Genomic DNA, 19,157 nt, shown 5'->3' with positions numbered 1-19,157 from the left:
CGCGAGCGGGCTGGCTCAGCGCGCGTCGAGCCGTGCCTCGAGCCCCCGCCGCACGGCCGGCCACTCCGAGGCGATGATCGAGTAGACGACCGTGTCGCGCAGCGTGCCCTTGTAGACCTGGTGGCTGCGCAGCACGCCGTCGAGCTTCGCGCCGAGCCGCTCGATCGCGTCGCGCGACTGCCGGTTGTGCCAGTGGGTGCGGAGCTCGACCGCGACGCAGCCGAGCTCGTCGAACGCGCGCTCGAGCATCATGAGCTTGATCGCGGGGTTCACGCCCGATCCCTGCGCCGAGACCGCCATCCAGGTCGAGCCGACCTCGAGCCGTGGCGTCTCGGCCTCGATGTGCATGTAGGTGGTCATGCCGACGGCGCGCCCGCCGACGACGATCGCCCACGGCACCATCGATCCCACGCGGTGGAGCGCGAGCCGCCGATCGATCTCGGCGGCGACCTCGCCCGGCTCCGGCACGCTCGTGTACCAGGCGCGGCGCCACAGCTCCCCCTCGGCGGCCGCTTCGGCGAGCGCCGGCGCGTGCTCGTGGCCGAGCGGCTCGAGGGTGACGAGCGGATGCGTCAGGACGACCGGGTCGAGGATGCTCACCCGGCCATTCTGGCGGCACCGTTGCCGCGCGGCGGGCGCCATGCGAGCATGCGCGCATGACCGTGCAGTTCGCCGTCGCCGCCGAGGACTTCGTGCAGCTCGTCCGACGAGTGCCGCCAGAGCGGCTCGACGGGCCGGGGCTCGGCGAGTGGACGCTCCGCGAGCTCATCGGGCACACCTCCCGGGCCATCACGACCGTCACCGCCTACCTCGAGCATCCGGAGCCTGAGGAGCTCACGATCCACTCGGCGAGCGAGTACCTCGAGGTCGTGCTGCGGCAGCACGGCGACGACGAGGCGATCCTGCTGCGCGGCCGCGCGGCCGGCGCGGCGCTCGGCGACGAGCTCGCCGCCGAGATCGAGGCGATGCGCGTCGAGGCCGCGACCGCGATCGCCGCCGCCGGCCTCGACCGGTGCATCGCGATCGGCGGCGACGCGACGATCGCGATGCGGCTCGGCGAGTACCTGCGCACGCGGGTGTTCGAGCTGACCGTGCACGGCATCGACATCGCCGACGCCGCGGGCATCGCGTGGGCGCCAGCCGCCGCGCACGTGCTCGACGCCCTGCACCTCGCCGCCGCCAACGCATCCGCTCGGGGCACGGGCATCGAGGCCCTGCGCCTGCTCACCGGTCGGCGGCCCGACGCGGGCCTCGAGGGCGTGCTGCGCTCCGGAGCGTGAGCGGGCGACGACCGGTCAGGGGTCTGCGGCACCCCTGCGGTACGATCGACCGGTTGTCTGACACGTGACGGAGGCCTCGTTTGTCGCAGCTCCACCCCCACCTCGAGCCGGTCTACGCGGACGTCCTGCACCGCAACCCCGGCGAGGCCGAGTTCCACCAGGCCGTCTTCGAGGTGCTCGAGAGCCTCGGCCCCGTGGTGTCGAAGCGCCCGGACTACGTCGACGCGCAGATCCTGGGCCGCATCGTCGAGCCCGAGCGGCAGATCATCTTCCGCGTGCCGTGGATCGACGACGCGGGCGTCGTGCAGATCAACCGCGGCTTCCGGGTGCAGTTCAACTCGGCGCTCGGCCCGTACAAGGGCGGCCTGCGCTTCCACCCGAGCGTCTACCTCGGCATCATCAAGTTCCTCGGCTTCGAGCAGATCTTCAAGAACTCCCTCACGGGCCTCCCGATCGGCGGCGGCAAGGGCGGCAGCGACTTCGACCCGAAGGGCAAGTCCGACGCGGAGATCATGCGCTTCTGCCAGTCGTTCATGACCGAGCTGCGCACCCACATCGGCCAGTACACCGACGTGCCCGCGGGCGACATGGGCGTCGGCGGCCGCGAGCTCGGCTACATGTTCGGCCAGTACAAGCGGCTGACGAACGAGTACGAGTCGGGCGTGCTGACCGGCAAGGGCATCACGTGGGGCGGCTCGCAAGTGCGGAAGGAGGCGACCGGCTACGGCACGATCTACTTCCTCGAGGAGGTGCTGCGCTCGCGCGGCGAGAGCTTCGAGGGCAAGCGCGTCGTCGTCTCCGGCTCCGGCAACGTCGCGATCTACGCGATCGAGAAGGTGCAGCAGCTCGGCGGCACCGTGATCGCGTGCAGCGACTCCTCCGGCTTCGTCGTCGACGAGCGGGGCATCGACCTCGAGCTCGTGAAGGAGATCAAGGAGGTGCGCCGCGGCCGCATGGCCGAGTACGTCGAGCACCGGCCGCACGCCTCCTTCACCGCCGACACATCCATCTGGACCGTGCCGTGCGACATCGCCGTGCCGTGCGCGACGCAGAACGAGCTCGACGAGGACGACGCGGCGACGCTCGTGCGGGGCGGCTGCACCGTCGTCGGCGAGGGTGCCAACATGCCGGCGACGCAGGGCGCGGCGCGCGTCTTCGCCGCGGCGGGCGTCGCGTTCGCCCCCGGCAAGGCCGTCAACGCCGGCGGCGTCGCGACGAGCGCACTCGAGATGCAGCAGAACGCGTCGCGCGACTCCTGGACCTTCGACCACACGGATGCGCGCCTGCGGGAGATCATGAAGGGCATCCACGACCGCTGCGCCGAGACGGCGGAGGAGTACGGCCGGCCGGGCGACTACGTCGCGGGCGCGAACATCGCCGGCTTCAACCGCGTCGCCGACGCGATGCTGGCGCTCGGCGTCATCTGACCGGCAGGCTCTCAGGAACGCGCCATACGCTGACGCGGCACACGGGACGAGGAGATCGCTTGGCTGGGCAGACGAACGATCGCGCGGCAGTCGCTCCGCGGATCATCCGTCGCGCGCAGACCGCTGACTTCGCCGACCGCATGCTCACGCGCCGCTGGCTCGTGCGCGCTTTCCTGCTGCTGCACGGGGCCTCGCTGCTCGCCCTGCTGCCGGCGATCATCGCGGGCGGCACGGTCGGTGACCTGCCGCTCTACCGCGAGTGGGCGATGGCCGCGTTCGAGGGCGACGAGATCGTCGGGATCGACGCCGACTGGGTCTACCCGCTGCTCGCGTGGCTGCCGATCGGCGCGGCCAACCTGCTCGGCGCCCCGCTCTACCAGCTGCTGTGGTTCCTCATGACGGCCGCGCTCAACTGGTGGGCCGTCTGGGTGCTGAGCGACGGCGGCCGCAGCCGCCGCGGCATGCTCGCCGCGCACGCGTTCATGCTCGGCTTCCTGCTGCTGAGCCCCGTCGCGCTGCTGCGCCTCGAGGGCATCACCGGGCCGCTCGTCATCGTCGGGCTCGTGTGGCTCTCTCGCCGGCCGCTCGTCGCGGGCGCGCTGCTCGCGGTCGCGACCTGGATCAAGGTGTGGCCCGCGATGGTGATCGCGGCGGTCGTCGCCGTGCACCGCGATCGCTGGCTCGTCGTGCTCGCCGGCTTCGGCGTCACCGCCGCGACCGCCGCGATCAGCGCGACGTTCGGCGGCATCCCGCACCTCCTGAGCTTCCTGACGATGCAGACCGACCGCGCGCTGCAGCTCGAGGCGCCGATCGCGACGCCGTGGGTGTGGGCGGCAGCGCTCGACGTGTTCGGCTCCCGCGTGTACCAGAACCGCGCGCTCGCGACTCGCGAGGTCGTCGGCCCGCTCGACGGCGGGGCGATCCTGCTCTCGACGCCGCTGCTGATCGCCGCCGTCGCATGCATCGCGGTGCTGCTGCTCTGGGCCAGGCGGCGCGGCGCCGACTCGCGCGAGCTGCTGCTCGTCGGCGCCTTCGCGCTCGTCGCCGCCTCGATCGTCTTCAACAAGGTCGGCTCGCCGCAGTACCTGCTGTGGCTGCTGCCGATCGCCGCGGTCGCGATGGCGCGCCCCACCGCCTGGTGGCGGCGGATGACGGCGCTCCTGCTCGTCACGTCGCTGCTGACGACGCTCATCTTCCCGATCTTCTACATGCCGCTCGTGCGCCTCGAGTGGTTCGCGGTGCTGCTGCTGTCGGCGCGCAACGCCCTGCTCGTGGCGCTGCTGCTCGCGGCCGTGGCGAAGCTCGTGCAGCTCGGCCGCACCGGCGGCCTCGGCCCGCGCGCAACGGTCTCGACCAACACGCAGCCGCTCGCGATCGTCTGACGCTCGGTCTCCGGCCGCCCGGCGCATCCCCACGCGCCCGCGCTAGCGTCGGCGTCATGACGCAGGCCCTGTACCTCTGGTTCCCCGGCACCGCGCGCGATGCGCTGAGCTCCTACCACCGCGTGTTCGGCGGGGAGCTCGAGCTGCACACCTACGCCGACTTCGGGCGCACCGACGGGCCGCCGGACGCGATCGCGCACGGGGTGCTCGCCGGCCCCGTGACGCTGTTCGGCACCGACGCCGGCCCGGATGACGCATCCGTCAGCATGACCGGCGCGAGCATCGCGCTGCTCGGCACCGCCGATGGCGAGACGCTCTCGCGCTGGTTCGCGCTGCTCGCGGAGGGCGGCACGGTGGTCGACCCGCTGCAGGAGCGCGCGTGGGGCGCGAGCGACGGGCAGGTCGTCGATCGGTTCGGCCTCCGCTGGCTCATCGGCTTCGAGCCCGACGCTGCGGCGTGAACCCTCCTCGGCTCGAGGCCCGATCGATCAGTCGATGAGGTCGTGCACCTGCACGATCGCTTCGCGGTCGGCGCCCACGCCGATCGCCGAGATGCGACTGCCGGAGCGCTCCTCGAGGAAGCGCACGTAGGCCCGCGCGTTCGCCGGCAGGTCGGAGAGCTCGCGCGCCCCGGTGATGTCCTCGCTCCAGCCGGGCAGCGACTCGTAGATGGGCTTCGCGTGGTGGAAGTCGCTCTGCGAGACCGGCAGCTCGTCGAAGCGCTCGCCGTCGACGTCGTACGCGACGCACACCGGGATCGACTCGATGCCGGTGAGCACGTCGAGCTTCGTCAGCACGATGTCGGTGAGGCCGTTGATGCGCGAGGCGTAGCGGGTCAGCACGGTGTCGTTCCATCCGCAGCGGCGCGGGCGGCCGGTCGTCGTGCCGAACTCGAAGCCCTGCTTGCGCAGCAGCTCGCCCCACTCGTCGAAGAGCTCGGTCGGGAAGGGGCCAGCGCCGACGCGCGTCGTGTACGCCTTGACGATGCCGATCACGCGGTCGAGGCGGGAGGGCGCGACGCCCGAGCCGGAGGCCGCGCCCGCAGCGGTCGCAGTCGACGACGTCACGAAGGGATAGGTGCCGTGGTCGATGTCGAGCATCGTCGCCTGGCCGGCCTCGAACACGACGGTGCGGCCGTCGTCGAGGGCTCGCGAGAGCTCGAGGCCCGTGTCGGCCACCATCGGCCGCAGCCGCTCGACGTAGGAGGTGAGGTCGTCGAAGATCTCGTCGCACGTGACCGCGCGGCGGTTGTAGACCTTCGTGAGCAGGTGGTTCTTCGAGTCGAGCGCGCCCTCGATCTTCTGGCGAAGGATCGACTCGTCGAAGAGATCCTGCACGCGGATGCCGACGCGGTTGATCTTGTCGGCGTAGGCCGGCCCGATGCCGCGCCCGGTCGTGCCGATCGAGCGCTTGCCGAGGAAGCGCTCCGTCACCTTGTCGAGCGTGCGGTGGTAGTCGGTGATGATGTGCGCGTTCGCCGAGATCCGCAGCCGCGACACGTCGACGCCGCGCGCCGAGAGCGCCTCGAGCTCGTGGAAGAGCACCTCGAGGTCGATGACCACGCCGTTGCCGATCACGGGCGTGACGCCCGGAGTCAGGATGCCGGAGGGCAGCAGGTGCAGCGCGTACTTCTCGTCGCCGACGACGACCGTGTGGCCGGCGTTGTTGCCGCCGTTGAACTTCACGACGAAGTCGGTGCGGCTGCCGAGCAGGTCGGTCGCCTTGCCCTTGCCCTCGTCGCCCCACTGGGCGCCGACGATGACGATTCCTGGCATGGGTGGGCCATCCCTTCGACGGGTTCGCGTACACCCCACCCTATCGAGCCTCGGGGCGGGCCCTCGCGGCTGCCGCGGCGGGCCGCCCCGGCTCCAGCTCGCGCGACTCGACGCCGTGCCGGAGGACGACATCGAGCGGGTGCAGGCGTACTGCTCGCGCCACCAGCGCGACTTCGAGGCGCCGGGCTTCCGGCGCGGCGAGGACGGCTACCCGAGCCCCGGCCGCGTCGCGCGGGGCGGCGACACGGGCAAGCGCTGGGTCGAGCAGCGGCGCGTCGACGACCTCTGAGCCGCACCGCCGCAGCGGCGCGGCTCTCAGCGCTGCACGGGGTCGCCGCCGCCGAGCAGCCGCGCGATCGCGGACCGGTCGGGTGCGGCCTCCCAGTCGCCGGGCGCGGTGCAGGCGATCGCGCCGCACGCCGCTGCCGTGCGGAGCCGGCCCTCGAGGCCGGCGCCCGCGAGCAGCTCGGCGAGGTAGCCGGCGACGAACGCGTCGCCCGCGCCGACGGTGTCGATCGCCTCGACCCGGAAGGGCGCCTGCTGCCGCTGCTCGCCGTCGGCGAGCGCGAGCGCGCCTTCCGCGCCGAGCTTCACGACGACCTGGGCCGCGCCGAGTGCGGAGAGCGCCGCCGCCTGGGCAGCGGGCTCGCGCTCGCCCGTGAGCAGCTCCGCCTCGTCCTCGCCCGCGAAGACGATGTCGGCGCGCGCGGCGAGCGAGCGGTACACCGGAAGCGCCGCGTCGGCGCTCCACAGCCGCGAGCGGTGGTTGACGTCGAACGAGACGAGGGTTCCGGCGTCGCGCGCGGCGGCGATCGCGGCGTCGAGCGCGCTCCTCGGCGCATCGCCGAGCGCGGCGGTGATGCCGGTGATGTGGAGCACGCGCGCGGCGCGGATGCGATCGAGGTCGAGGTGCTCGGGCGCGAGGCGGGAGCCGGCGCTGCCGGCCCGGTAGTACGAGACCGCGCTCGCGCCGGGCGCCGGCCGCTCCTTGAGCATGAGCGCGGTGGGCGCGAGCGGGTCGCGCGAGGCCGCGACCTCGACGTCCTCGGCGCGCAGCTGCCGCGCGATGAGCCGGCCGAGCGCGTCGTCGCCGAGCCGTCCCATCCACGTGACGGGCGTGCCGAGCCGGGCGAGGCCGATCGCGACATTGCTCTCCGCACCGCCGAAGCCGAGCTCCATCGTCGGCACGAGCTCGAGCCGGCCTATGCGGGAGGCGACGAGCAGCCCGAGGGACTCGCCGAGGGCGACGACGCTCATCGCAGCGCCTCCTGGATGGCGACGGCCTCGCGAGCCGCCTCGGCGACCGCCTCCGCGCCCGCGGCCACGCGCTCGGGCGACGCGATCCACGAGCCGCTCGCGGCGAAGATCGCGGGGTGCGCGAGGTAGTCACCGAGGTTCGCGGCGCTCACGCCGCCGCTCGGCATGAAGCGCACGTCAGGGAACACCGGCGCGAGTGCGCCGACGAGGCCGAGCCCGCCAGCGACGCCCGCGGGGAAGAGCTTGAGCCGGTCGAGGCCGAGCCGCAGCCCCCGCTGCACCTCAGTCGCGGTCTGCACGCCCGGCAGCACCGGCACGCCGGCGGCGAGCGCCGCCTCGACCACGTCCTCGGCGAGGCCGGGCGAGACGACGAACCGCGCGCCCGCGTCGAGAGCGCGGCGCAGCTGCTCGACGTCGAGCACGGTGCCCGCGCCGACGACGACGTCGCCGCGCGCCGCGATCCGCTCGATCGCCGCGAGGCCGAACGCGTTCCGCAGCGTCACCTCGAGCACGGGCAGGCCGCCCGCGACGAGGCCGTCGGCGATCGCGTCGGCGCTCGACTCGTCGGCGACCGTCGCGAGCGGGACGACGCCGCCGAGCTCGAGCGTCATCGCGCCATCCAGCCGCCGTCGACGGGCAGCGTGACGCCCGTGACGTAGCCGGCGGCCGGGCTCGTGAGGAAGACGGTCGCGCCCTGCAGGTCCTCCGCTCGGCCCCAGCGGCCCGCGGGGATGCGCTCGAGGATCGCTTGCGAGCGGTCCTCGTCGGCGCGCAGCGCGGCCGTGTTGTCGGTCGCGATGTACCCGGGGGCGATCGCATTGACCGTCACTCCGCGCGCGGCCCACTCGTTGCTGAGCGCCTTCACGAGGCCTGCGATGCCCGACTTCGCCGCCGTGTAGCCGGGCACGGTGATGCCGCCCTGGAAGCTCAGCAGGCTCGCGGTGAAGACGATCCGGCCGTAGCCGCGCTCGAGCATGCCGCCCGCGACGGCCTGCGTCAGCACGAACTGGTTGCGCAGGTTGACGTCGAGCACCTCGTCCCACCACTCGAGCGGGTGCTCCGCGGCGGGTGAGCGGCGGATGGTGCCGGCGTTGTTGACGAGGATGTCGGCGCGGTCGCGCACGGCGGCACCGAACGCGGCGACGGCGTCGCGGTCGCGGAAGTCGACCGCGTGGCCCTCGAACGCGCGGCCGAGCTCGCGCACGCGCTCGCCGATGGCACCGCCGTCGACCTCCTGGCTCGCCGAGGCGGCGATGATGTCGGCGCCCGCCTCCGCGAGCGCCTCGGCCATGGCGAAGCCGATGCCGCGCCGCGCTCCGGTCACGACAGCAGTCGAGCCGGCCAGATCGAACGAGATGCTCATGCGTGTGCCCCCTGCACGTCGACGAGGATCTTCATCGCCGCAGCCGAGAGCAGCGCGTCGAAGGCCTCCATGGTGTCGTCGAGCGCGACGACGCGAGTGATGAGCGCCTCGGCCGGCACGGCGCCGGCGGCCAGGAGCTCGATGGCGCGCTCGAAGTCCTCGCGCTCGTAGACGCGCGCGCCGAGGACCTCGAGCTCTCGCCAGAAGATGCGGTGCAGGTCGACCGGCACCGGCTCCGGGTGGATCGCGACGAAGACGACCCTGCCGCGCGTGCGCGCGTGGCGGGTCGCGTCGAGCGCCGTGCCGCGCGTGCCGGCGACCTCGAAGACGACGTCGGCGCCCGCGCCGCCCGTGCGCTCCTCGACGACCGCCGCGAGGTCGCCCCCGATCGGGTCGACGGCGATCGCGCCCTGCTGCTCGGCGAACGCGCGGCGCGCGGCGTCGGGCTCGGCGAGGATCACGGTGGCGCCGGCGGCTCGCGCCACGACGGCGATGAGCTGGCCGATCGGTCCGCCGCCGATGACGACGGCAGTCTCCCCCGCCTCGAGCCGCGAGCGCCGCACGTCGTGCACGGCGACCGCGAGCGGCTCGACGAGCGCGGCGTGCTCGAGCGAGACGCCGTCCGGGATCGGCACGACGATCGACGCCGGGACGGTCCAGAGCTCCTGCAGCGCGCCGGGCGAGTCGATGCCGACGAAGTCGAGGCGCTGGCAGATGTGCTGGTGGCCTGCGAGGCACGCGGCGCACTCGCCGCACCAGCGCAGCGGCATGACGGTGACCTGCGTGCCGACCGGCAGGTCGACGCCTTCGCCGACCGACTCGACGACGCCGCTCATCTCGTGCCCGATCGTCGCGGGCATCTCGACCCGCGCATCCATGTGGCCCTGCACGATGTGCAGGTCGGTGCCGCAGATGCCGTTGAAGGCGACCCGGATGCGGACCTCGCCCTCACCGGGCAAGCGGGGCTCGGCGTCCCCGACCTCGATGCGGCCCTCGCCGATGTACTTCGCTGCTCGCAACGCCGTCTCCTCCTCGAGCTGGAGAGCCGCGTCAGTATGAAACTTGGTTCTGTTTCGCGTTCCGTCTGGCGCAACTCGGTTCTGTCTGGCTAGAGTAGCCCCCGACCCACCCACCGGCGCAAGTGCGACCGGACTGGCGACTCAACGAGGAGGAACCCCATGCAGGGACGCACGCTCGGCGCGATCAGCGCCGCGGCAGTCATGACGCTGGCACTGGCTTCGTGCTCCGGCGCTTCGGCGGACGGCGGCGAGCAGCCGGCGACCACCTTCCGCGTCGCGTTCAACCAGGACGCGAACCACCCGCAGGCCCAAGCGCTCGCGCAGCTCTCGGACGAGCTCGAGGAGCGCACGGACGGCGCCTACTCGCTCGAGCTCTACACCGACGAGACGCTCGGCGACCAGGCCGCCACGATCGAGCAGGTGCAGTCGGGCACGATCGACTTCGCGATCGTCGCCGGCAGCCTGCTCGAGAACTTCGAGACCGACATGTCGGTCGTCAACCTGCCGTACCTCTACGACTCCCCCGACCACCAGATGAGCGTGCTCAACGACCGCGAGATCGTCGGCGAGCTGTACGACTCGCTGCTCGACGACAGCATCCAGGTGCTCACGGCCTACCACGGCGGCGTGCGCAACGTGTACTCGAGCGTCGGCCCGGTCGAGACCCCCGCCGACCTCGCGGGCCAGAAGATCCGCGTGATCGGCTCCGACACGAACGTGCGGATGATGGAGCTCATGGGCGGCGTCGGCACGCCGATGGCGCAGGGCGAGGTCTACACGGCGATCCAGTCGGGCGTGCTCGACGGCGCCGAGAACAACGAGCTCATCTACTCGACGCTCTCGCACGACGAGATCGCCGGCTACTACTCGCGCACGCAGCACCTCATGATGCCCGACTACCTCATCGCGAGCCCCGCGGTCTGGGAGGGCCTCGACGACGAGACGCGCGCCATCTTCCAGGAGCTCCTCGACGCATCCGTCGACACCGAGCTCGAGCTCTTCGCGACCGCGGTCGACGAGGCCGTCGCCGCGGCCGAGGAGGCCGGCGCGCAGTTCAGCGACGCCGACGTCGACGCGTTCCGCGAGGCCGTGCAGCCGCTCCACGAGGAGCGCGTCACGACCGACGTGACGCAGGCGATCTACGACGCCATCGAGGCGGCGCGCGGCTGATGGCGATGAGGGAGCTCATGACGACGGCCAGGGCCTGGCTCGACCACTCGCTGCGCGCGGTGTGCGTGGCGCTGTTCGCGCTGCTCGTCGGCCTCGTCGCCTGGCAGGTCTTCACCCGCCTCGTGCTCGGCCAGCCGAGCGCGTGGTCGGAGGAGGCGGCGCGCCACACCTTCGTGTGGGTGAGCCTCATCGGCATCGCGATCGCGGTGGGCGAGAAGGCTGACGTCATCATGGACTTCCTCGTCGAGCGCCTGCCGCGCTCCCTGCAGCGGGTCGCCGACCTCCTCGCCTACCTCGCGACGCTCGCGTTCGTGCTGTACGTGATGGTGTTCGGCGGCCTGCAGCAGTCGATGCTCGCCTGGAGCCAGAAGAACCCGCTCCTGCCCCTCTCGCAGGGCCAGCTCTACCTCGCGCTGCCCATCGCGGGCGTGCTCCTGACCATCTACCTGCTCATCCACATCGCCGGCGCCTTCTCGAGCCGCTACGTCGGCCACGTCGGCACCCCGGACGAGGACCTCGAGGCGGCGGCACTGTGATCGATCCCGGCACCATCAGCGCGATCCTGATCGGCGGCCTCATGCTGCTGCTCGCGATCGGCGCGCCCGTCTCGATCTCGATCGCGCTGCCGAGCGCGCTGTGCTTGCTGCTCATCGTCGACTTCGAGCGCGGCGCCATCACGGCGGCCCAGCAGATGCTCGGCGGCGCCGACTCGTTCGCGCTGCTCGCGATCCCCTTCTTCATCCTCGCGGGCGTCATCATGAACAACGGCGGCATCGCCGAACGCCTGATCAACCTCGCGCGCGTGCTCGTGGGGCGCACCCCCGCGCCGCTCGTGCAGACCAACGTCATCGCCAACGCGATCTTCGGCACCGTCTCGGGCTCCGCGGTCGCGACCGCCGCGGCGGTCGGTTCGACCATGGCGCCCATGCAGCGCAAGGCGGGCTACGACAAGTCCTTCAGCGCCGCCGCGAACGTCGCCTCGGCGCCGGCCGGCATGCTCATCCCGCCGAGCAACACGCTCATCGTCTACTCGCTCGCCGCGGGCGGCACCTCGATCGGCGCGCTCTTCATCGCCGGCTACATCCCCGGCATCCTGTGGGCGCTCGCGTGCGCCGCGGTCGTGTTCGTCGCCGCGCGTCGCCGACCCGACCTCAAGGGCGAGCCGTGGCCGCCCTTCAGAACGATCCTCGTCACGCTGTGGCGCGCGATCCCCTCGCTCGGACTCATCGTCGTCGCGATCGGCGGCATCGTCGCGGGCTTCTTCACCCCGACGGAGGGCTCGGCGATCGCCGTGCTCTACGCGCTCGCCCTCTCATTCGTCTACCGCACGATCGCGGTGAAGGACCTCCCGCGCATCCTCTACGACGCCTGCCGCACGAGCGCGATCGTGATCTTCCTCATCGCGGTGTCGACGATCATGTCGTACGTCATGACCTACGCGCGGCTCCCGCAGCTCATCGCCGAGTCGCTCTTCGGCTGGACGGACTCGAAGGTCGTCGTGCTGCTGATCATGATGCTCGTGCTGCTGCTGATCGGCATCCCGCTCGACCCGACCCCGGCCATCCTCATCTTCACGCCGATCTTCCTGCCGATCGCCGTCTCCTACGGCGTCGACCCCGTGCACTTCGGCATCATGATGGTCTTCAACCTCTCGATCGCCGTGATCTCGCCGCCCTCCGCGCCCGTGCTCTTCGTCGGCACACAGGTCGCGAAGGCGAGGCTCGAGCCCGTCATCGTGAAGCTGGTGCCGTTCCTCATCGTGCTCGTCGCGATGCTGTTCGTCATCGTCTTCGTCCCCCAGCTCTCCCTCTGGCTCCCGGGCCTGATGGGGCTGCTGTGATCGCCGCACCGACCGGAAGGAAGTAACCATGACCCTCGTCTACGGCCCCACCTCGCCCGAGCAGGTCCCCGGATGGACGCAGCAGCAGCTGCGCGACCGGTACCTCGTCGAGGACCTCTTCGTGCCCGGCACCGTGCGCACCGTCGTGACCCACTACGACCGCGTCGTCGCCGTCGGCGCGGTGCCGACCGACGGTCCGCTGCGCCTCGAGGCGGTGCCCGAGATCCGCAGCGAGCACTTCCTCGACCACCGCGAGATCGGCATCGTCAACATCGGCGCCGCCGGCACGGTGGTCGCCGACGGCGAGCGCTACGCGATGGCGAACGGCGCGTGCCTCTACCTCGGCCGCGGCGTGCGAGACGTCACTTTCGAGAGCGACGACGCGCACGCCCCCGCGCGCTTCTACGGCTTCTCCGCCCCCGCGCACACGACCTACCCGAGCGCGCTCGTCGAGCCGGGTCGTGGCACGGTGCGCGAGCTGGGCGACCCGCTGACCTCCAACCGCCGCACGCTCAACCAGTACATCCACGAGAACGGCGTCCGCAGCTGCCAGGTCGTGATGGGCGTCACGCAGCTGAACCCCGGCAGCATGTGGAACACCATGCCCTCGCACACGCACGACCGCCGCACGGAGTTCTACGTCTACTTCGACGTCGACGAGGACGCGCGCGTCGTGCACCTCATGGGCCAGCCGCGGGAGACCAGGCACCTCGTCGTCGGCGACGGCGGGCTCGTGCTCTCGCCTTCATGGTCGATCCACTCCGGCGTGGGAACATCGAACTACTCGTTCGTGTGGGCGATGGCCGGGGAGAACCAGTCCTTCGACGACATGGACGGTGTCGCGATCGTCGACATGAGATGAGGCAGATCATGACGGCCGAGCCCAGGATGCTCGACACGAGCCCCGCGCCCTCGATGGGAGCGAGCGAGAAGACCCTGCGCGTGCTCGAGGCGGCGACGCAGCACTCCCGGTTCACGGACATCGTCGAGGAGACCGGGCTCGCGAAGGCGACGGTGCACCGCATCCTCGCCACGCTCGTGGAGCAGGGGTTCGTGAGCGGCGACAGCGAGCGCGGCTACCAGCCCGGTGCCAGGTTCCTCTCGATCGCCGGCAGCGCCATCTCGCGGCTCGACATCTCGTCGATCGCGGAGCCGATCGTCGACGAGCTCGTGCGCGAGGTCGACTGCACGGTCCACGTCGGCGTCGAGAACGGCGCCGAGATGGTCTACGTCATCCGGCGCGACTCCTCGAAGCCCTACCGGATGGGCTCGCGCGTCGGCCTCTCGATCCCGATGCACTGCAGCGGCATGGGCAAGGCCGTCCTTGCCGCGTGGTCGCCGGAGCAGGTCGACCGGCTCATCGACCAGGTCGGGCTGCCCGCGCGCACCGAGAACACGATCACGGATCCCGCGCGCCTGCACGAGGAGCTCGCTCGCGTGCGCGAGCGCGGCTACTCGCTCGACCTCGGCGAGAACGAGCGCGGCACCGTCTGCGTCTCGGCACCGATCAGCGACCACCTCGGGCGCGTGCGCTACGGGCTCTCGATCTCGTCGATCGCCCTCGAGCACCCGGGCTCGAGCATCGAGGCGTTCGCGCCCCAGGCGATCGCGGCCGCCGACGCGATCTCACGCGCGCTCGGCGCTCCCGTCGCGCGCTGAGGCGAGCGCGGGCGGACCGGTCACCCGGCGCGCTCGCACTCAATAGCCGTAGCCGTCCGACTCCTCGGCATTCTCGCGCTGCGCCTCCGCGGGGCTCTCATCCTGCTCCGCCGCATCGCGCGCGTGCGCGTTCGTCTCCTCGGCGGCCTCGTCCTGGCCCGGGTCCTGCGCGTTCGGGTCGATGCCGGTCATCTCATCTCCTCTCGTCGCCGCCGCTCTGGCGGGCAGTTGGGGCCTAGCGGCCCGCTTCGCGCATGCGGCCCAGCTGGTGCCGCAGCGAGTCCTCGAGCCGGGGCCGCCGGAAGCGGTGCCCGAGCTCGGTCAGCCGCGCCGGCACGACCCGCTGGTCGGCGAGCGCGAGCTCCTCGGCGCCGCGCCGCCCGAGCAGCACGCGCGGCCCGAGCGCGGGCGTCGGCACGAGCGCCGGGCGGCGCAGCACGCGAGCGAGCGTCTCGGCGTACTCACGCTGCTGCACGGGGTGCGGCGCGACGGCGTTGACGGGGCCCGAGAGCCGCTCGTCGGTCAGCGCCCGCAAGTAGACGTCGAGCAGGTCGTCGAGGTCGATCCACGACTGCCAGTGCTCGCCACCGGCGAGCGGGCCGCCGAGGCCCGCCGCGTAGAGCGGTGCGAGCACCTGCAGCACCCCGCCGCGCGGCGACTGCACGAGCCCGGAGCGCACCTGCACGGCACGCATGCGTCCCTCGGCGGCGACCGCCGCATCCGCCTCCCAGTCGACGACGACGCGAGCGACGAAGTCGTCGCCGGCTCCGGCGGCCTCGGTGAGCTGCTCGCTGCCGCGGTCGACGCCGTAGCGGCCGATGCCCGAGGCGCTCACGAACGCGCGCACGCCGCTCGCGGCGGCGATCTCGGCGAGCTTGCGCGTGGGTCCGATGCGGCTGTCGCGCACGGCCCGCCGATGCTGCTCGCCGAGCCGGCCGAAGATCGACGCACCGGCGAGGTGCACGACCGCGTCGACGCCCTCGAGCAGGTCGGCGGCCGGCGCGTCGGGATCCCAGCGCCGGTCGCCGCTCGACGAGGGATCGTGCCGCACGAGCCGCACGACGTCGTGGCCGCCGGTCGTCAGCAGCGCGGTGAGCGCGGTGCCGATGAGCCCGCTCGCGCCGGTGACGGCGACCGTCATGGGATCGGCCGCCGCCGATCGATGCGCGGCGAGGTCGTCGGCGAGCTGCCGGTGCCGGTAGACGAACATCGGTCGCAGCGCTCGCGAGCCGACGATCGTCTCGACGCGGTCGTGCACGAGGGTGCGATCATCGCCGCGCGGCTCGAAGCGGTGCTCGTGCCGCCAGCGCAGCGGAGCGAGCGGGATCGAGCCGAGGCCCGCATCCACTCGCTCGTCGATGAAGGCGCGGTCGGGCTCGAATCCGCTCGGGTCGTGCTGCGCCGCCCAGACGATGCCGCCGGGGAGCGCGAGCTCGGCGCGACCGTCGGCGAGCGAGCCCGCTTCACGGCGGACGCGCCCGGGGAGCCACGGCGGCGAGAGCCGCTGCAGCGCCCCCGGGCGCGTGTGCCAGGCGAAGACGTCGGCGAGACGCGCGTCGACGATGCTCGAGTGCTCGATGCCCATGGTGCGGACGCTACGCGAGCGCACCCCGCCGTCGGCTGTGGATCGGCCGAGCCTGCGGTGCTGCTGGCCTACCCGACTACCGGCCTACCCGACTACCGGCCTACCCGACTACTGGCCGAGCCGGTCGGCCGGACGCTCGACGTCGCCGTCCCAGCCCTGGTCGACCGCCTGCTGGGCGGGCGCGGCCTCGGCGAGCTCCTTGAAGCGCTTGAGGTCCTGCTTGATCTGCAGGTCGTCGACCTGCAGCAGCGCACCGGCGGCCTCGACGACGCCCTGCGGCTTCCAGTCGATCTGCACGTTGACGCGCGTCACGTCGTCGTCGATGCGGTGGAAGGTCACGACACCGGCGTGCGTCTCGCCATCCGTGCTGCGCCACGCGACTCGCTCGTCGAGGTGCTGCTCGGTGATCTCGGCGTCGAACTCGCGCTCGACGCCCTTGATCGAGACGACCCAGTGGAGCATCGTGTCGGTCTGCTGCGTGATGGACTCGACGCCGCCCATGAACTTCGGGAAGTCCTCGAACTGCGTCCAGAGCGCGTAGACGGCGCTGATCGGGGCCTTGACGTCGATGCTGTCGGTGACCTGCGGCATGGCGATGCTCCTTACCTGTTGTGGATCGGATGTGCGACGCTATGCCGCTTGGCTGAGCGTGCCCTCCGCGAGCGCTCGGAACCTCAGCAGGTCGCAGCGGATCGTCAGCTCGTCGAGCTCGGTGTCACCGGCTCGGCGCGGCACGTCGCCGCGCGGCGAGACGATCACCCGCACGGTGACGCGCGTGCGGTGCGGCGTGACCTCCGCGAGATCGACCCACCAGCCGAGCGTCGACTGGTCGACGCTCACGAACGCGAGCCGCTCGTCGGGCACGAGTTCCGTGACGACCGCGTAGAAGCTCGACGGCAGCCCGCCGAGCGACACGCGCCAGCGCATGCGCTCGCTCGTCTCGGCGTACACCGAGTCGACCCCGGTCAGGAACTCCGGGTAGTGCTCGAACGAGGTCCACAGGCGGAACACCGCTGCGCGGGGCGCATCGACCTCGAACTGCTCATCGACCTGCATCGTCGCCTCCGATCGAATCGCGAGCTGGTGTGTCGCGAGAAGCTGGCGGGGGACAGGTCGTGTCCCCCGATCGAAGCGTGGCATGCCGCGCTGAGGGCGGCAATGGGCGTGCTCCCAGGTTGCGGGCCTACGCCCGACGGACAGGACGCATCCGACCCGAACGTAGGATTGTGGCATGTCCAAGGTCCTCTCCTCCCTTCCCGTCGGCGAGCGCGTCGGCATCGCCTTCTCGGGCGGCCTCGACACCTCGTGCGCCGTCGCGTGGATGCGTCACAACGGTGCCGTGCCGTACACGTACACCGCCGACATCGGGCAGTACGACGAGCCCGACATCGACGCGGTGCCCGGCCGCGCGACCGCCTACGGCGCGGAGGGCTCACGACTCGTCGACGCGAAGGACGCGCTCGTGGAGGAGGGCCTCGTCGCGCTCGCGACGGGCGCGTTCCACATCCGCTCGGCCGGCCGCACGTACTTCAACACCACGCCGCTCGGCCGCGCGGTCACGGGCATGCTGCTCGTGCGTGCCATGAAGGAGGACGGCGTCGAGATCTGGGGCGACGGGTCGACCTACAAGGGCAACGACATCGAGCGCTTCTACCGCTACGGCCTCATGGCCAACCCGGGCCTGCGCATCTACAAGCCGTGGCTCGACGAGCGCTTCGTCACCGAGCTCGGTGGCCGCAAGGAGATGTCGGAGTGGCTCGTCGCGCACGGCTACCCCTACCGCGACGCGACCGAGAAGGCCTACTCGACCGACGCGAACATCTGGGGCGCGACGCACGAGGCGAAGACGCTCGAGCACCTCGACACCTCGATGGAGGTCGTCGAGCCGATCATGGGCGTGAAGTTCTGGGACGAGTCGGTCGAGATCCCGACCGAGGACGTCACGATCGGCTTCGAGGCGGGGCGCCCCGTCTCGATCGACGGGCGCGAGTTCCCGGATGCGGTGGCCCTCGTCCACGAGGCCAACACGATCGGCGGCCGGCACGGGCTGGGCATGAGCGACCAGATCGAGAACCGCATCATCGAGGCGAAGAGCCGCGGCATCTACGAGGCGCCGGGCATGGCGCTGCTGCACATCGCCTATGAGCGGCTGCTCAACGCGATCCACAACGAGGACACGATCGCGACGTACCACGAGCAGGGCCGCCGCCTCGGGCGCCTCATGTACGAGGGCCGCTGGCTCGACCCGCAGTCGCTCATGCTGCGCGAGTCGATCCAGCGCTGGGTCGGCTCGTCGGTCACGGGCGAGGTCGTGCTGCGGCTGCGCCGCGGCGAGGACTACTCGATCGTCGACACTCGCGGCGAGACCTTCTCGTACCACCCCGACAAGCTCTCGATGGAGCGTGTCGGCGACGCTGCGTTCGACCCCTCCGACCGCATCGGCCAGCTCACGATGCGCAACCTCGACATCGCCGACTCGCGCTCACGGCTCGAGGGCTACGCGGCAGCGGGCCTCGTCGAGGGGGAGACGGCGAAGCTGCTCGGCGCGCTCGAGATCGGGCGCTCGGAGGAGATCGTGGCATCGCCCGACGCCGACCCCGAGGCGATCGAGCAGTGGAACGACCGCGCGGCGATGGACCTCGGCACGGACTAGCGTCCGGAGGGCTCAATGCCGCGCAGCGGCGTTGAGCCCGGAGGACGCTAGATCGAGTAGGCGGCCGAAGGCCGCCGTATCGAGATCTCGCGCGTCTCGATACGGGCGCGCTGCGCGCGCCCTACTCGACGAACGGGGGTGACGGCGCGCTGCGCGCACCCTACTCGACGAACGGGGGTGACGGCGCGCTGCGCGCACCCTACTCGACGAACGGGGGGCGCTACGACCGCTGGGCGAGCCCCTCCGCCTGGTCCTTCTCGGCAGCGACGCGGATGCCGTAGTGGTACGCGAGCTCGCCGCCGAGGAAGCCCGAGACGCCGACGAGCGCGATGCCGACGAGGCTGATCACCACGGCGGCCACGCTCACCTCGTCGTGCCCCTCGCTCGAGCGGACGAACCAGCCGATCGCGAAGACCGCGAGCGCGACGGTGTTGAGCACCCCGTGGATGAGACCCATCCGCTTCGCCTTCGTCCGGCCGGGGATCACGGAGTAGTCGAGCACGCCCATCACCGCAGCGAGCACTGCGCCGACGATGCCGATCGCGATGAGCACTTGCGCGCCGAGCAGGAAGCCCGACGGGTCGTCGGCGAAGATCGCGAGCACGTCGAAGACGAGGCTCGCGATCCACGAGCCGATCGGCACGGTGATGAGCACGGGATGGAACGGGTGCCCGTACCACCCCTGCAGCACGGTGCGCGGGCGCTTGCCGCGGTCGAAGTCGAGCTGATCCGGCACGGTTCCTCCTC

22 protein-coding genes are annotated in these 19,157 nt (G+C 71.8%); 11 read left to right on the top strand and 11 right to left on the bottom strand.

The genetic code is table 11. From position 1 onward, the window contains the following. Positions 1 to 15 precede the first annotated feature (15 nt). Complete coding sequence (locus ACP7BI_RS00505) at positions 16 to 600, bottom strand: GNAT family N-acetyltransferase (RefSeq protein WP_425842881.1); 585 nt, start codon at positions 598 to 600, stop codon at positions 16 to 18. Between the two features lie 56 nt (positions 601 to 656). Between ACP7BI_RS00505 and ACP7BI_RS00500 the strand changes: the two genes are divergently transcribed. The 4 genes from ACP7BI_RS00500 to ACP7BI_RS00485 all read left to right on the top strand — a co-directional run bounded on the left by ACP7BI_RS00500 (position 657) and on the right by ACP7BI_RS00485 (position 4,550). Next, positions 657 to 1,280: a maleylpyruvate isomerase N-terminal domain-containing protein gene (locus ACP7BI_RS00500; protein WP_425842879.1), complete on the top strand. Its 624-nt coding sequence runs from the start codon at positions 657 to 659 to the stop codon at positions 1,278 to 1,280. A gap of 80 nt (positions 1,281 to 1,360) precedes the next feature. Beyond that, positions 1,361 to 2,707 (top strand): NADP-specific glutamate dehydrogenase, encoded by a 1,347-nt coding sequence (gdhA, locus tag ACP7BI_RS00495; RefSeq protein ID WP_425842877.1) that lies wholly within the window; start codon positions 1,361 to 1,363, stop codon positions 2,705 to 2,707. Positions 2,708 to 2,766: 59 nt separating this feature from the next. Further along, entirely contained in the window at positions 2,767 to 4,089 is a 1,323-nt protein-coding gene (locus tag ACP7BI_RS00490; RefSeq protein WP_425842875.1) for a glycosyltransferase 87 family protein, read from the top strand. 56 nt (positions 4,090 to 4,145) lie between these two features. After that, positions 4,146 to 4,550 carry a VOC family protein gene (locus ACP7BI_RS00485; RefSeq protein ID WP_425842873.1) on the top strand — a complete coding sequence of 135 codons (405 nt, stop codon included), beginning with the start codon at positions 4,146 to 4,148 and terminating at the stop codon, positions 4,548 to 4,550. Between the two features lie 27 nt (positions 4,551 to 4,577). Here the strand turns inward: ACP7BI_RS00485 and ACP7BI_RS00480 are convergent, their stop codons facing one another. After that, complete coding sequence (locus ACP7BI_RS00480; RefSeq protein WP_425842871.1) at positions 4,578 to 5,864, bottom strand: adenylosuccinate synthase; 1,287 nt, start codon at positions 5,862 to 5,864, stop codon at positions 4,578 to 4,580. Positions 5,865 to 5,979: 115 nt separating this feature from the next. Between ACP7BI_RS00480 and ACP7BI_RS00475 the strand changes: the two genes are divergently transcribed. Then, complete coding sequence (locus tag ACP7BI_RS00475; RefSeq protein WP_425842869.1) at positions 5,980 to 6,153, top strand: hypothetical protein; 174 nt, start codon at positions 5,980 to 5,982, stop codon at positions 6,151 to 6,153. Between the two features lie 26 nt (positions 6,154 to 6,179). Here the strand turns inward: ACP7BI_RS00475 and ACP7BI_RS00470 are convergent, their stop codons facing one another. Genes ACP7BI_RS00470 through ACP7BI_RS00455 form a run of 4 tightly spaced genes read right to left on the bottom strand, consistent with a single transcriptional unit; the run spans position 6,180 to position 9,503 of the window. Further along, a complete protein-coding gene (locus tag ACP7BI_RS00470; RefSeq protein WP_425842867.1) occupies positions 6,180 to 7,121 on the bottom strand; it encodes a sugar kinase in 942 nt (313 codons plus the stop codon). After that, the gene (locus ACP7BI_RS00465; protein ID WP_425842865.1) at positions 7,118 to 7,732 is read right to left on the bottom strand and encodes a bifunctional 4-hydroxy-2-oxoglutarate aldolase/2-dehydro-3-deoxy-phosphogluconate aldolase; all 615 of its coding nucleotides are present in this window, start codon (positions 7,730 to 7,732) and stop codon (positions 7,118 to 7,120) included. The genes ACP7BI_RS00470 and ACP7BI_RS00465 overlap by 4 nt, the downstream gene beginning before the upstream one ends. Further along, positions 7,729 to 8,484, bottom strand: coding sequence for an SDR family oxidoreductase (locus tag ACP7BI_RS00460; protein ID WP_425842863.1), 756 nt, complete (start codon positions 8,482 to 8,484; stop codon positions 7,729 to 7,731). Before ACP7BI_RS00460 ends, ACP7BI_RS00465 begins: the two co-directional genes overlap by 4 nt. Further along, positions 8,481 to 9,503, bottom strand: a complete 1,023-nt coding sequence (locus ACP7BI_RS00455; RefSeq protein WP_425842861.1) for a zinc-dependent alcohol dehydrogenase — start codon at positions 9,501 to 9,503, stop codon at positions 8,481 to 8,483. The genes ACP7BI_RS00460 and ACP7BI_RS00455 overlap by 4 nt, the downstream gene beginning before the upstream one ends. Before the next feature lie 159 nt (positions 9,504 to 9,662). Between ACP7BI_RS00455 and ACP7BI_RS00450 the strand changes: the two genes are divergently transcribed. From ACP7BI_RS00450 to ACP7BI_RS00430, 5 genes are read left to right on the top strand one after another with little or no spacing between them, the layout of a single operon-like run. Next, entirely contained in the window at positions 9,663 to 10,673 is a 1,011-nt protein-coding gene (locus ACP7BI_RS00450; protein WP_425842859.1) for a TRAP transporter substrate-binding protein, read from the top strand. Between the two features lie 17 nt (positions 10,674 to 10,690). Continuing rightward, complete coding sequence (locus tag ACP7BI_RS00445; RefSeq protein WP_425842857.1) at positions 10,691 to 11,209, top strand: TRAP transporter small permease; 519 nt, start codon at positions 10,691 to 10,693, stop codon at positions 11,207 to 11,209. Continuing rightward, positions 11,206 to 12,513 carry a TRAP transporter large permease gene (locus ACP7BI_RS00440; protein WP_425842855.1) on the top strand — a complete coding sequence of 436 codons (1,308 nt, stop codon included), beginning with the start codon at positions 11,206 to 11,208 and terminating at the stop codon, positions 12,511 to 12,513. The genes ACP7BI_RS00445 and ACP7BI_RS00440 overlap by 4 nt, the downstream gene beginning before the upstream one ends. Positions 12,514 to 12,541: 28 nt before the next feature. Then, complete coding sequence (kduI, locus tag ACP7BI_RS00435; RefSeq protein WP_425842853.1) at positions 12,542 to 13,375, top strand: 5-dehydro-4-deoxy-D-glucuronate isomerase; 834 nt, start codon at positions 12,542 to 12,544, stop codon at positions 13,373 to 13,375. An 8-nt stretch (positions 13,376 to 13,383) separates the two neighbouring features. Next, positions 13,384 to 14,172 (top strand): IclR family transcriptional regulator, encoded by a 789-nt coding sequence (locus tag ACP7BI_RS00430; protein WP_425842851.1) that lies wholly within the window; start codon positions 13,384 to 13,386, stop codon positions 14,170 to 14,172. A 39-nt stretch (positions 14,173 to 14,211) separates the two neighbouring features. On the opposite strand, the gene ACP7BI_RS00425 is transcribed toward ACP7BI_RS00430, so the two are convergent. The 4 genes from ACP7BI_RS00425 to ACP7BI_RS00410 all read right to left on the bottom strand — a co-directional run bounded on the left by ACP7BI_RS00425 (position 14,212) and on the right by ACP7BI_RS00410 (position 16,813). Beyond that, entirely contained in the window at positions 14,212 to 14,364 is a 153-nt protein-coding gene (locus ACP7BI_RS00425) for a hypothetical protein (RefSeq protein ID WP_425842849.1), read from the bottom strand. A gap of 43 nt (positions 14,365 to 14,407) precedes the next feature. Next, the gene (locus ACP7BI_RS00420; RefSeq protein ID WP_425842847.1) at positions 14,408 to 15,757 is read right to left on the bottom strand and encodes a TIGR01777 family oxidoreductase; all 1,350 of its coding nucleotides are present in this window, start codon (positions 15,755 to 15,757) and stop codon (positions 14,408 to 14,410) included. Positions 15,758 to 15,865: 108 nt separating this feature from the next. Beyond that, positions 15,866 to 16,348 carry an SRPBCC family protein gene (locus ACP7BI_RS00415; RefSeq protein ID WP_425842845.1) on the bottom strand — a complete coding sequence of 161 codons (483 nt, stop codon included), beginning with the start codon at positions 16,346 to 16,348 and terminating at the stop codon, positions 15,866 to 15,868. Between the two features lie 39 nt (positions 16,349 to 16,387). Continuing rightward, entirely contained in the window at positions 16,388 to 16,813 is a 426-nt protein-coding gene (locus ACP7BI_RS00410) for an SRPBCC family protein (protein ID WP_425842843.1), read from the bottom strand. Between the two features lie 175 nt (positions 16,814 to 16,988). On the opposite strand from ACP7BI_RS00410, the gene argG reads away from it, so the two are divergent. After that, the gene (argG, locus tag ACP7BI_RS00405) at positions 16,989 to 18,410 is read left to right on the top strand and encodes an argininosuccinate synthase (protein WP_425842841.1); all 1,422 of its coding nucleotides are present in this window, start codon (positions 16,989 to 16,991) and stop codon (positions 18,408 to 18,410) included. A gap of 220 nt (positions 18,411 to 18,630) precedes the next feature. Here the strand turns inward: argG and ACP7BI_RS00400 are convergent, their stop codons facing one another. Then, entirely contained in the window at positions 18,631 to 19,146 is a 516-nt protein-coding gene (locus tag ACP7BI_RS00400; RefSeq protein ID WP_425842839.1) for a DUF2231 domain-containing protein, read from the bottom strand. Between the last annotated feature and the right edge of the window lie 11 nt (positions 19,147 to 19,157).

The sequence above is a fragment of the Agrococcus sp. TSP3-2-1 genome (assembly GCF_049897585.1).
In the GTDB taxonomy this organism is placed as follows: Bacteria; Actinomycetota; Actinomycetes; order Actinomycetales; family Microbacteriaceae; genus Agrococcus.
This window is presented reverse-complemented; position numbering and strand designations above follow the sequence as displayed.

Excerpts from the sequence above, each read along its gene's own strand:
- ACP7BI_RS00500 (WP_425842879.1), top strand. The coding sequence starts at position 657 with ATGACCGTGCAGTTCGCCGTCGCCGCCGAGGACTTCGTGCAGCTCGTC.
- ACP7BI_RS00485 (WP_425842873.1), top strand. The coding sequence starts at position 4,146 with ATGACGCAGGCCCTGTACCTCTGGTTCCCCGGCACCGCGCGCGATGCG.
- ACP7BI_RS00480 (WP_425842871.1), bottom strand. The coding sequence starts at position 5,864 with ATGCCAGGAATCGTCATCGTCGGCGCCCAGTGGGGCGACGAGGGCAAG.
- ACP7BI_RS00470 (WP_425842867.1), bottom strand. The coding sequence starts at position 7,121 with ATGAGCGTCGTCGCCCTCGGCGAGTCCCTCGGGCTGCTCGTCGCCTCC.
- ACP7BI_RS00465 (WP_425842865.1), bottom strand. The coding sequence starts at position 7,732 with ATGACGCTCGAGCTCGGCGGCGTCGTCCCGCTCGCGACGGTCGCCGAC.
- ACP7BI_RS00460 (WP_425842863.1), bottom strand. The coding sequence starts at position 8,484 with ATGAGCATCTCGTTCGATCTGGCCGGCTCGACTGCTGTCGTGACCGGA.
- ACP7BI_RS00450 (WP_425842859.1), top strand. The coding sequence starts at position 9,663 with ATGCAGGGACGCACGCTCGGCGCGATCAGCGCCGCGGCAGTCATGACG.
- ACP7BI_RS00445 (WP_425842857.1), top strand. The coding sequence starts at position 10,691 with ATGACGACGGCCAGGGCCTGGCTCGACCACTCGCTGCGCGCGGTGTGC.
- kduI (WP_425842853.1), top strand. The coding sequence starts at position 12,542 with ATGACCCTCGTCTACGGCCCCACCTCGCCCGAGCAGGTCCCCGGATGG.
- ACP7BI_RS00430 (WP_425842851.1), top strand. The coding sequence starts at position 13,384 with ATGACGGCCGAGCCCAGGATGCTCGACACGAGCCCCGCGCCCTCGATG.
- ACP7BI_RS00425 (WP_425842849.1), bottom strand. The coding sequence starts at position 14,364 with ATGACCGGCATCGACCCGAACGCGCAGGACCCGGGCCAGGACGAGGCC.
- ACP7BI_RS00420 (WP_425842847.1), bottom strand. The coding sequence starts at position 15,757 with ATGGGCATCGAGCACTCGAGCATCGTCGACGCGCGTCTCGCCGACGTC.
- ACP7BI_RS00415 (WP_425842845.1), bottom strand. The coding sequence starts at position 16,348 with ATGCCGCAGGTCACCGACAGCATCGACGTCAAGGCCCCGATCAGCGCC.
- ACP7BI_RS00410 (WP_425842843.1), bottom strand. The coding sequence starts at position 16,813 with ATGCAGGTCGATGAGCAGTTCGAGGTCGATGCGCCCCGCGCAGCGGTG.
- argG (WP_425842841.1), top strand. The coding sequence starts at position 16,989 with ATGTCCAAGGTCCTCTCCTCCCTTCCCGTCGGCGAGCGCGTCGGCATC.